The sequence below is a fragment of the Frankia sp. AiPs1 genome, assembly GCF_023716945.1.
In the GTDB taxonomy this organism is placed as follows: domain Bacteria; phylum Actinomycetota; class Actinomycetes; order Frankiales; family Frankiaceae; genus Frankia.
Genome location: NZ_JAMQQF010000667.1, coordinates 1 through 3,006, shown reverse-complemented (window position 1 = coordinate 3,006; position 3,006 = coordinate 1). Strand labels below are relative to the sequence as shown.

At 74.3% G+C, this 3,006-nt stretch carries 3 protein-coding genes; 2 read left to right on the top strand and 1 reads right to left on the bottom strand.

All coding sequences use genetic code 11. The features are described from left to right. Positions 1 to 29: 29 nt before the first annotated feature. Complete coding sequence (locus ND748_RS29120; protein WP_251749395.1) at positions 30 to 1,565, bottom strand: hypothetical protein; 1,536 nt, start codon at positions 1,563 to 1,565, stop codon at positions 30 to 32. A 169-nt stretch (positions 1,566 to 1,734) separates the two neighbouring features. Here ND748_RS29120 and ND748_RS29115 point away from each other — a divergent pair, with 169 nt between their 5' ends. Together ND748_RS29115 and ND748_RS29110 are read left to right on the top strand one after the other, a co-directional pair. Beyond that, on the top strand, positions 1,735 to 2,370 hold the full coding sequence (locus ND748_RS29115; RefSeq protein WP_251749394.1) for an Hsp20/alpha crystallin family protein: 636 nt from the start codon (positions 1,735 to 1,737) through the stop codon (positions 2,368 to 2,370). Positions 2,371 to 2,495: 125 nt separating this feature from the next. After that, a partial coding sequence (locus tag ND748_RS29110) for an FHA domain-containing protein (RefSeq protein ID WP_251749393.1) occupies positions 2,496 to 3,006 on the top strand: 511 nt, incomplete at its 3' end.

The window sequence follows — 3,006 nt, the reverse complement described above, 5'->3', positions numbered from 1 at the left end:
GAGCTCGCCGACGCGCTGCGGCACGCCGTTCAGCCCACGGCGCCGACCGCCGACGGGACCGGACCCGCTGACCGCGATGCCAGTCCCGCCGGTTCCGATGGCGCCGATGGCGCCGATGGTTCCGGTGGTGCCGCCAGCTCCGCCGGTGTCACCAGTTCCGACGGGGCCGACGGTGCTCGCGCCGCGGGATCGTTGCTGCTCGCGGCCTGAGCGCCGCCCGCGACCAACGCCGCGAACGGGTCGCTCAGCCGGGCCTGCGCCGGGACGAGCGCGCTGATCGGCCGGTCGCCCGCAAGCCGGCGCAGGGCGTCGAAGGCCGCGTCGACGGAGGCGTCGAAGTAGGCGTCGAGGAAGCGGGGATCACCGGCCCGCAGCACCGAGCCGTCCGCCGCGCGCGGGGCGGACGCGGGCACGTGCAGCAGCCGGGGATGCGGCGCGAGCAGCTCGCCCCAGGCCCGGCTCTGCGCGGCCAGCTCCGCCGCCGCCGCCCCCGACAACGCCGCGATGATCTCAATGAGCTCCGGCTCCGGCACCACCATGACCACCCGCACGTCGGGCCCCGCGTTCCCGAGCAGCCGCGCGCTGGGCGCACTCGGTTCCGGCGCCTCGGTGAGCACATGTGCCCAGACCCGGCGCGGGGAGTTGTCCGGGCGGCGCAACCAGTCCTGCATGATCTCGTCGGCGAGGGCGAAGTCGAGCTGCGCCCCGCCGTGCACCGACCGGGCCGCCCGGGCGAAGCTGCCCAGGCCCCAGCCGAGCGCCTTGGCCAGCAACGCCGCGACCGTGTAGGAGCCGGTCCACTGCAACCCGGTGACGACGACGCCCTGCGCGCCGACCCCGGACGCGTCGGTGGGGGCGTGGTGGGCCGTGGGCTCGTGCGGTGCCGTGAAGCGATGGACGATCAGCGGTGGCAGCGGGCCCGGGGGCAGCCCCTCGACCAGCAGCGGTGTGGCGTCCCAGCTCGCCGCGGTCCGTTCGAAGACCTCGGCGAAGTCCCGTTCGGCGGCGGTCCGCTCGCTGATCGCGTCGACCCGTTCGAGCAGCACGTGGTCGGCGAAGTGGCAGCGGTGGCGGCGGCCACGCCAGTGCGGCCGCACGGTCACCGACCACCGCCCGTCACGGGCCGCCGCCGCCGCGAACAGTGCACCGCCGGTGGTCGGGCCGTCCCGCGCGGCGCGGGCGCGAAGCTGCCGCTCCCGCTCCTCGGCCTCCTCGGCCCGGCGAACGAGTTTGCTGATGGAGGGGCTGCGCAGGCCGTAGGCGGCGAGCATGTCGCTCTCGTGGCCGCCGACCGCCCGGGCCAACTCGATGATCGCGTGCGCCGGGATGGTTGTCTCGTTGGCCAGCCAGCGGCGCAGCTTGTGGGTGCCCTGCAGGTCGAGCGGGCCGGCCACCCGCTCGGCGAGCGCGGGCAGGCTGATCTGCTCGCGGTTGAGCACCGTCTTCATCGCGTCGGCCCAGCGGGCCTGACGCGGATCGTCGCCGATCCGCGTCGGCAGACTGTGCGGCTGGAACCGGCGCGCCTGCCGGGCCAGGCCGCGCCCCGGCGCGCCCCTGCCGCTCACCGGCTCCGCCCCACCGCTCCCGGCCACGCCACCATTTCGGCCACCCCTCCGCTCCCGGCCACGCCACCATCGTGACTGATACCGCCGGTTTGCCGGCCCACAGTCGCCGGGTATCGATCGGAAGGTAGTCAGTCGCGAACATCCTGTGATGATGATGGAGGTGGGAGTGATGGCGCTCTCCACCCGAGGTACCCCCGACAGCGGGGCCACCCTGGGCCGCTGGGATCCCTTCCGCGAGATCGAGGAGGCCTGGAGTCGGATGGGCAGCCTGCTCGGCGACGTCGCGGGCGGCTCCGGCCGGCCGCTCGGCGTACTGGCCGGGGCGGTACTGCCGGTGGACATCGAGGAGACCGACGACGTCTACGTCGTCGAGTTGGAGCTGCCCGGCGTCCGCCGCGGGGACGTCTCGATCGATCTGCGGGACGACGAGCTCCACGTCACCGGGGAGATCTGCGAGCGGGAGCGGACCGGCATCGTGCGCCGCCGGTCCCGCCGGGTCGGCCGGTTCGAACATCGGATCGCCCTGCCCGGCGAGGTGGATGTCGAGGGTGTCACGGCGAACCTGGCCGACGGGGTTCTCACGGTGACCCTGCCCAAGGCACGACACAGCCGGCCGCGGCACATCGAGATCACCGTGAGTGACCGGGGCGAGGTTGAGGCGGGTCGAGAGTCCGGCGCGGCTGCTCGGGAGACGGGCTCGGCTGGCCGGGAGACGGGCGCGGCCGACCGGGAGACGAGGGCGGCTGGTCGGGAGGCCGGGTCACCTGGTCGGGAGGCCGGTTTCGCGGGGAGGGTGTTCCGCTGATCCGCCGTCTGGCCGCCCTGACGGGTGGATGACGGTCGGCTTTCGGACATGTCGCCGAAGGGGGCCAGAAAACGACCCTCGCGCAGGCACACTATGGTGCGTCTGGCGATCGAGGGAGAGTGCTGGTGTCTGGGACCCCGCTGCGCGTCCACACCCCGGCCGGGGAGGTGACGCTCACCGGCGACGAGTCTGCCGTGGTGGGGCGGGCCCGGTCCGCGGACATTGTCATCAACGACGGGCGGGTGTCGCGCCGTCACCTAGTACTACACCCCACGGCGGCCGGCTGGCGGGTCCAGGACATCAGCGCCAACGGGCTGTGGTGCGACGGCCGCCGGCTGGGCGACGTCGACATCGTCGGTGAGCTGCGGCTGCGCCTCGGCGCCGCGGACGGTCCGGAGGTGGTACTCCTGCCCCGGCCGGCTCCGCCGGTCATTCCGATGACGGCCCCGACCCGCGGGCCGGACGCGGCGCCCATCTCCATCGAGGGCCTGGCGGCCTTCGCGCCCACTCCGGCGACGTCCGCGCCGATGGGAAGGGCGGAGCCGGCCGGGAGCGGCGGTGCACCGGGTAGTGGCGGTGCACCGGCCAGCGGCGGTGGCCCCGGGCCGTCTCTTAATAAAAAAATAACCAGCCGCC

Excerpts from the sequence above, each read along its gene's own strand:
- ND748_RS29115 (WP_251749394.1), top strand. The coding sequence starts at position 1,735 with ATGGCGCTCTCCACCCGAGGTACCCCCGACAGCGGGGCCACCCTGGGC.